This window comes from Nonomuraea maheshkhaliensis, from assembly GCF_039529435.1.
Classification (GTDB): Bacteria; Actinomycetota; Actinomycetes; order Streptosporangiales; family Streptosporangiaceae; genus Nonomuraea; species Nonomuraea maheshkhaliensis.
The window spans coordinates 1-8,006 of sequence record NZ_BAAAMU010000227.1 but is presented as its reverse complement, the minus strand read 5'-3'; the positions used below and the strand labels follow the sequence as shown (position 1 = coordinate 8,006).

Here is an 8,006-nt window from a genome sequence, read left to right as displayed (position 1 = left end):
CGCTCACCGGCGCGCTCGGCGGGGCGGCGGTGGCCACGGCCGGCGCCCGGCTGCTCGACGGACCCGCGCCGGCCCCCGTCGCCGCTCTCCCGAGGGCGGCCCCCGCCCCGTCCGCCGGGCTGACCGGCCTGAGCGCGACGGCGGCCCGCGTGCTGCCCAGCGTCGTCTCCATCGAGACACGCAACTCCGGCGGCTCCGGCTTCGCGGTGGACAAACGCGGACACATCCTCACCAACGCCCACGTGGTCAGAGGCAGCAGCCAGGTCACGGTGGTGCTGAGCGACGGCAGCCGGCTGCCCGCCCGCGTCGCCGGCACCGACGACGGCGAGGACCTGGCCGTGCTGGAGCTGGACGACCCGAGCCGGCTCACCCCGGCCACCCTCGGCAGGTCCTCCGACCTGTCCGTGGGGGAGCAGGTGCTGGCCATCGGCTCGCCGCTCGGCCTGTCGGGGACGGTCACCGCCGGCATCGTCAGCGCGCTGGACCGGGAGGTACGCCTGGGCGGCTTCTCCCGTACGGCCGTGCAGACCGACGCCTCCATCAACCCGGGCAACTCCGGCGGCCCGCTGGTGAACGGCCGAGGCGAGGTCGTGGGCGTGAACACCGCGATCGCGTCCGGCAGGGGCGGCGGCAACATCGGCATCGGGTTCGCCATCCCCATCGACCGGGCGGCGCCCATCGCGGATCGCATCATCCGAAACTAGGCTCGAAACATGCGACTGCTGGTGGTGGAGGACGAAGAAGACCTGGTCGACGCGTTGCGCGTCGGCCTGGTCCGGGCGGGGTACGCGGTGGACATCGCCTACGACGCCCCTTCCGCGCACGAGAAGCTGCAGGTCAACACCTACGACCTGGTCCTGCTCGACCTCAACCTCCCCGGCGGCGACGGCTTCCAGCTCTGCCGGACCGTGCGCTCGGCCGGCCAGGGCGTGCGGATCATCATGATCACCGCCCGCGACCGCCTGGACGACCGGGTCCGCGGCCTCGACGAGGGCGCGGACGACTACCTGGTCAAGCCGTTCGCCTTCCCCGAGCTGCTGGCCCGGGTGCGCGCCCTGCTGCGCAGGGACACCGGGGGCGGCACCTCCGTGCTGGAGGTCGGCGGGCTGCGGATCGACACCGCCAGGCTGGAGGTGTCGCTCGACGGCCGGTCGCTGGCGCTGACCCCGAAGGAGTACGGCGTGCTGCACTACCTGATGACCAGGCCGGGCCACGTCGTGTCCGCCGAGGAACTGCTCGAACACGTCTGGGACGAGCACACCGACCCGTTCACCAGCACCGTCCGCGTCACGGTCGGCAACCTGCGCCGCAAGCTGCAGGAAGAGGGCCTGATCGAGACCGTGATCAGCCGTGGCTACCGGCTGAAGGAGCCGTCGTGATCCACACCATCCGCTTCCGGATCACCGTGCTCTACTCGGGGCTGCTGTTCGTGCTGGCCGCGCTCGTGCTCGGCGGCATCTACCTCGCCGTGTCGAAGACCACCGACCAGCGGCCGGTCACGACCGAGTTCGCGAAGGCGTACAGCGGCAACCAGTATCTCGGCAAGCGCGAGGTGGTCTTCGTCGAGGAGGTCGAGAACCAGGTCAACGTCCAGACCATGGCCACGCTGCGCGACTACTCCCTCTACACCCTGGCCGCCCTGTACGTGGCCAGCCTGGGCATCGGCTGGGTGCTGGCGGGGCGGGTGCTGCGGCCGGTCAGGGCGATCACCCGGACGACGGAGGAGATCCAGGCCACCGACCTGAAGCGGCGCATCGAGCTGGACGGCCCGCGCGACGAGCTGAAGGACCTGGCCGACACCATCGACACCATGCTCGACCGGCTGGAGGAGGCGTTCAGCGCGCAACGGCAGCTCATCGACGACGCCTCGCACGAGCTGCGCAGCCCGCTGACCATCATCAGGGCCAACGTGGACGCCGTGCTGGCCGCCCCCGACGCCAGCGAGGAGGAGCGGGTCAGGGCCGTGGCCATCGTGGACCGCGCGACCACCCGCATGACCCGGCTGGTCGAGGACCTGCTGGCCACCGCGAGGCGGCAGGGCACGGCGTTCGCCGACGCCGATCTCGACCTGGCCAGGGTGGTGGGGGAGGCGTGCGAGGAGTACGCCGCCCCCGCCGCGGCGCGCCGGATCGCGATCGTCCGCGACCTGGGCTCGGGGCTGGAGATGACCGGCGACGCCGACGCGCTGCGCCGCGCCGTGGCCAACCTGCTCTCCAACGCCGTACGCCTGTCGCCGCCGGGGGGCACGATCAGGGCCTCGGCGGGCCGGGACGAGGGCTGGCTGTGGGCGGCGGTCGGCGACGACGGCCCCGGGCTGCGGGAGGCCGACCAGGCGCGGGTGTTCGACCGCTTCTGGCGCGGCGAATCCAGCCGCCGGGACCGGCACACGGGCCTGGGCCTGGCCATCGTCCGCCAGATCGTGGAGTCGCACGGGGGCCGCGTGGCGGTGTTCTCGCAGCTGGGCCAGGGGTCCACGTTCGTGCTCTGGCTGCCTCCGCGCGGCGGCGTGCCCGGCACGCCGCCCGGCCACAACCCCCTCGCCGACCTGCTCGGGAACGCCTGAGCCCGGCCTGCTCGGGAACGCCTAGGTCGGCCTGCGGCGGCACCAGGCCCTGGTGAGCAGGAAGGCCGCCACCGGCAGCACGACCACCGCGATCCGCAGCCCGAGCACGACCAGCGCGTAGGTCTCAGGAGGAACCGTCAGCAGCGCGGGCGCGGGCGGCGGCGGCGCGGGGAACCCGGGCGCCGAGCTCATCACCGGCGGCGGCGCCGAGACCCACGTACCCGCCCAGAGCACGGTGAAGAACGTGATCACCGCGACGCCCGGCGCCGTCCGCGCGGGGGCCTGTGCCGGCCGGTCGAGCAGGTGGTGGACGTCGTGGTCGCCGGTGAACCGGCGCTCCAGGAACGGGTAGAACAGCAGCACGGCGAAGAAGATCGTCAAGACCAGCGGCGGGATCCAGAGGCCGAACTGCAGCACGTAACCGCCGACCGTGACCTCCCAGGCGGGAACCAGCCGCTGCGCCCCTTCGAGCACCCCGGCGTACCAGAACGGCTGCGCCGACGGCGGCGCGCCGCCCGGACGGTAGGCGCCGTGCTCCCACACCGGGTTGACCCGGACGAACGTGGCCAGCAGCGCGATGAACCCGATCGTGAACAGCGCCGTCGCGCCGTTCTTGACCGCGAAGTAGGGGAAGAACGGCCCGCCGGTCACCGTCTGCTCGCCGGCGGCCGTAGCGCGCCGTTCGGTGTGCTTCTGCCGCCACGTGAGGATGAGCGCGTGCAGCGGCACCACCGCGAGCAGGATGCCGGGCACGAGCAGCACGTGGGTGACGAACACGCGCGGGATGACCTGGCCGGGGAAGCCGCCGTCGAACGCGAACGCCGACAGGTACGTCCCCACCAGCGGGATCGACAGCAGCAGCCCCTGCGCCTGGCGCAGCCCCGTCATCGCGAGCTGGTCGGCGGGCAGCGAGACCCCCAGGAACGACTCGAACAGGGCCAGCCCGAACAGCAGCACCCCCAGCATCCAGGTCAGCTCGCGCGGTTTCCGGAACGCCCCGGTGAAGAAGACCCGGCACATGTGGGCCACGATCGCCAGCACGAACACCGTCGCCGCCCAGTGGTGCAGCTGGCGCATCAGCAGCCCGCCGCGCACCTGCACGCTGAGTTCCACGACCGACTCGTAGGCCACGTCGGGGTTCGGTTTGTAGAACAGCGTCAGGAACGTGCCCGTCAGGATCAGCAGCACGAACGAGTAGAGCGCCAGCTCGCCCAGCAGGAAGGACCAGTGGCTGGGGAAGAGTTTGCGCAGCTGCGGCCGTAACCAGCGCCCGAACGGCAGCCGGTCGTCGAGGTAGCGCGCCGAGCCGACGGCGGCCCTGGCGGAGCCGGTGAGCACGCGGGCCCGCCGCCCGGGCTTGGTAGGAGTGGCCATGGGGGCCTCCTGGTGGGGGTGTGATCCGATTCTGCACCCGGGGGCCCGCCTTTCTCAACAATTGGTTTAAACCAATTGGTCTAATCCAATTTCATACCTGCTGGTCGTATAATTGGATTAGACCTTTCATGTGCCCTTTACCAGCGCAAACGGTGACTTAAGAGGGGAGTGCAGTTTCATCATCAATTCCCCCGGTAGAGTCCGGGACAGAGGCGTTTGATTGGAGCGTGTGGTGGCCAAGTACGTTTACGACTTCACCGAGGGCAACAGGAATCAGAAAGATCTTCTCGGCGGTAAGGGTGCGAACCTCGCCGAAATGACGAACCTCGGGCTGCCCGTTCCCCCTGGATTCACGATCACCAGCGAAGCCTGCCGCCACTACCTGACGGAAGGCTCCGTTCCGGAGGGGCTGGACCAGGAGGTCGCCGGGCAACTGGAGGCGCTGGAGGCCCGGATGGGCAGGAAGCTCGGCCAGGCCGGCGATCCGCTGCTGGTGAGCGTCCGCTCAGGGGCGAAGTTCTCCATGCCGGGGATGATGGAGACCGTGCTCAACATCGGGCTCAACGACGAGTCCGTCCACGGGCTGGCCAAGCAGGCCGGCGGCAACGACCGCTTCGCCTGGGACTCCTACCGCAGGCTCATCCAGATGTTCGGCAAGACAGTGCTCGGCATCGACGGCGACCTGTTCGAGCGGGCGCTCGACACGCTGAAGGGCCGGCGCCAGGACACCGACCTGGACGCGGGCGAGTTGCAGGGGCTGGTGGAGACGTACAAGGGGATCGTCCGCGAGCAGACAGGCAAGGATTTCCCGGCCGACCCGCGCGAGCAGATGCGCCTGGCCGTCATGGCCGTCTTCGACTCGTGGAACGCCCCGCGCGCCGTCCTCTACCGCCGTCAGGAGCGCATCCCCGCCGACCTCGGCACCGCCGTGAACATCATGGCCATGGTCTTCGGCAACTACGGCGACGACTCCGGCACCGGCGTCGCCTTCACCCGCGACCCCGGCACGGGACAGCAGGGCATCTACGGCGACTACCTGCAGAACGCCCAGGGCGAGGACGTGGTGGCCGGGATCCGCAACACGGTCCCGCTGCAGGAGCTGCAGAGCATCGACCGGCACTCGTACGACGAGCTGCTGCGGATCATGGAAGTGCTGGAGAACCACTACCGCGACCTGTGCGACATCGAGTTCACCATCGAGCGCGGCAAGCTGTGGATGTTGCAGACGCGGGTCGGCAAGCGCACGGCGGCGGCCGCGTTCCGCATCGCCACCCAGCTCGTCGACCAGGGCCTCATCACGATGGACGAGGCCGTCACCCGGGTCACCGGCGACCAGCTCGCCCAGCTCATGTTCCCCCGCTTCGACGCGGGCGCTCCCAAGCGGAAGATCGCCAAGGGCATGAACGCCTCTCCCGGCGCCGCCGTCGGCAAGGCCGTCTTCTCCTCCGAGCGCGCCGTCGAGCTGGCCGGGCAGGGCGAGGACGTCATCCTCGTCCGCCGCGAGACCAACCCCGACGACCTGGCCGGGATGATCGCCGCCAGGGGCATCCTGACCAGCAGGGGCGGCAAGACCTCCCACGCCGCCGTGGTGGCGCGGGGGATGGGCAAGACGTGCGTGTGCGGGGCCGAGGAGCTGGAGGTGCACACCGGCGAGCGCCGCTTCGCCGCCCCCGGCGGCGTGATGGTCTCCGAGGGCGACGTCATCTCCATCGACGGGATGACCGGCGAGATCTATCTCGGCGAGGTGCCCGTCGTGGACTCGGCCGTGGTCGAGTACTTCGAGGGCGCCTCCGAGCCGGGCGACGATCTCGTCCGCGCGGTCGACCGCCTCATGCGGCACGCCGACGGGGCCCGCAGGCTCGGCATCAGGGCCAACGCCGACACTCCTGAGGACGCGGCCCGCGCCCGCCGCTTCGGCGGTGAGGGGATCGGGCTCTGCCGTACGGAGCACATGTTCCTCGGTGAGCGCCGCCAGCTGGTCGAGGACCTCGTGCTGGCCACCACGGACGAGGCCCGCCAGGCCGCCCTGGACGCCCTGGAGCCCCTCCAGAAAGCCGACTTCATCGGCATATTTCAGGCTATGGAGGGCGCTCCCGTCACGATCCGCCTGATCGACCCGCCCCTGCACGAGTTCCTCCCCGACATCGTGGACCTGTCGGTCAAGGCCGCCACAGAGACCGCCACGGACAAGGACCGCAGGCTCCTGGCGGCGGTCAAGCGCCTGCACGAGCAGAACCCGATGCTCGGCCTGCGCGGCGTCCGTCTCGGCCTGGTCATCCCCGGCCTGTTCGCGATGCAGGTCAGGGCCATCGCCCAGGCCGCCAAGGAGGTGCCGAGGGCCAGGCCCGAGATCATGATCCCGCTGGTGGCCGCCGTACAGGAGCTGGAGGCGGTCCGCGAGGAGTCCCTCAGGATCCTCGCGGAGACCGGCGTGCAGGCCCTGGTCGGGACCATGATCGAGGTCCCCAGGGCGGCGCTGACCGCGGGCCAGATCGCGGAGGCGGCCGAGTTCTTCTCCTTCGGCACCAACGACCTGACCCAGATGGTGTGGGGCTTCTCGCGCGACGACGTCGAAGCGGCCTTCTTCTCCCGCTACCTCGACCTCGGCATCTTCGGCGTCTCCCCCTTCGAGTCCCTGGACGAGGAGGGCGTGGGCCGCCTGGTCAAGATCGCCGTCGAGGAGGGCAGGGCCGCCCGGCCCGATCTGCACCTGGGGATCTGCGGCGAGCACGGCGGCGACCCTGCCTCGATCCACTTCTGCCACGACGTGGGCCTCGACTACGTCTCCTGCAGCCCGTTCCGCATCCCGGTGGCCCGCCTGGAAGCCGGCCGCGCCGCCCTGACCGATACCGACTCCGACACCCGCTGACGTTCCCGTGGGGTTTGTGGGGCTGTTGACAGAGCCCCACAAACCCCACGAAACTCTCCCGAAACACGCGTGTGGTCGCCAGCATGCGGTAAACGTTTACAGGAGAGTCCGATGCCCTTACCCCGATGGATCGCCGCCACCGCGCTCACGGTCGTGGCAGCGCTGAGCCTGACGGCCGGGCCCGGCGAGACGGGCGTACGGGAGGAGGGCCGGATCGTCACCGGCTCGGCCCCGTCGCCCGCCCTGGGCGAGGACATCGCCTACAACGTCTACCTCCCGGCGCGCTACGACCGGACCAAGGACCGCCACCCCGTGCTCTACCTGCTGCACGGCCGCGGCGACACCATGCAGGCGTGGACCCGCGTCAAGACCACGCTGGACGACATGATCCGCACCCGGCGCATCCCGCCGGTCATCGCCGTCATGCCGGACGCGCCGTGGAACGAGCGCGGCAACTGGTACGTGGACTCGCGCCACACCGGCGCCGACCTCCCCGGCCGCCCGGTGGAGACCGCCCTGACCAGGGACCTCATCGCCCATGTGGACGCCACCTACCGCACGGCCCCGATCAGGCAGGCCCGCCTGGTCGGCGGCTACTCGATGGGCGGCGCGGGCGCGCTGCGGTTCGCGCTCGCGCACCAGGACCTGTTCGGCGCCGCCGCGGTGCTCAGCCCGGCCGTGTACGCGCCGCTGCCGCCGTCCGACTCCTCGGCCCGCGACTACGGCGCCTTCGGCGAAGGCGATGCGAAGTTCTCGGAGGAGGTCTACCGCGAGCTCAACTACCCGTCCCTGCTGCCCGATCTGGACCAGGACCTGCCCGTCCGGCTGTTCGTGGCGGTCGGCGACGACGAGTACGCCAACCCCGACCCCGCCGACGCCCGCCACGACCTCGACTTCGAGTCCGCCGCCCTCTACAACGCGGCCAGGCGCTCGCCCGCGATCTCCGCGCAACTGCGTGTCATGGACGGCGGCCACGACTGGACGGTCTGGGCGCCCGCGTTCGAACAGGCCATGGGCGAACTGGGCCCCGGCCTGAGCGTCGTCCCGCCGACCGGCCTGCCCGCCCCGCTGCACGGCACGCCGGCCGCCGACTGGGCCGGCGGCGTGGCCGCCCACGCCGACGGCTCCCTGACCCTCGGGTACGCCGCCGACGGCCCCCTGACCCTCGGGTACGCCGCCGACGGCTCCCTGACCCTCGGG

Annotated in this window: 6 protein-coding genes; 5 read left to right on the top strand and 1 reads right to left on the bottom strand. The window is 71.1% G+C overall.

Features of this window, described 5'->3' with window-relative positions:
* The 3 genes from ABFX54_RS55105 to ABFX54_RS55095 all read left to right on the top strand — a co-directional run.
* Positions 1–704, top strand: a 704-nt coding sequence (locus tag ABFX54_RS55105) for a S1C family serine protease (protein ID WP_346115338.1), incomplete at its 5' end; no start/stop codon positions are given.
* 9 nt (positions 705–713) lie between these two features.
* The gene (locus tag ABFX54_RS55100; RefSeq protein ID WP_346115337.1) at positions 714–1,379 is read left to right on the top strand and encodes a response regulator transcription factor; all 666 of its coding nucleotides are present in this window, start codon (positions 714–716) and stop codon (positions 1,377–1,379) included.
* Positions 1,376–2,563 carry a HAMP domain-containing sensor histidine kinase gene (locus tag ABFX54_RS55095; protein ID WP_346115336.1) on the top strand — a complete coding sequence of 396 codons (1,188 nt, stop codon included), beginning with the start codon at positions 1,376–1,378 and terminating at the stop codon, positions 2,561–2,563. Before ABFX54_RS55100 ends, ABFX54_RS55095 begins: the two co-directional genes overlap by 4 nt.
* A 21-nt stretch (positions 2,564–2,584) precedes the next feature.
* Here ABFX54_RS55095 and ABFX54_RS55090 read toward each other — a convergent pair whose 3' ends face one another.
* Complete coding sequence (locus ABFX54_RS55090) at positions 2,585–3,937, bottom strand: cytochrome b (protein ID WP_346115335.1); 1,353 nt, start codon at positions 3,935–3,937, stop codon at positions 2,585–2,587.
* Between the two features lie 232 nt (positions 3,938–4,169).
* Here ABFX54_RS55090 and ppdK point away from each other — a divergent pair, with 232 nt between their 5' ends.
* Together ppdK and ABFX54_RS55080 are read left to right on the top strand one after the other, a co-directional pair.
* A complete protein-coding gene (ppdK, locus tag ABFX54_RS55085) occupies positions 4,170–6,806 on the top strand; it encodes a pyruvate, phosphate dikinase (protein ID WP_346115334.1) in 2,637 nt (878 codons plus the stop codon).
* Positions 6,807–6,917: 111 nt separating this feature from the next.
* The coding region (locus ABFX54_RS55080) for an alpha/beta hydrolase (protein ID WP_346115333.1) at positions 6,918–8,006 on the top strand (1,089 nt) is incomplete at its 3' end.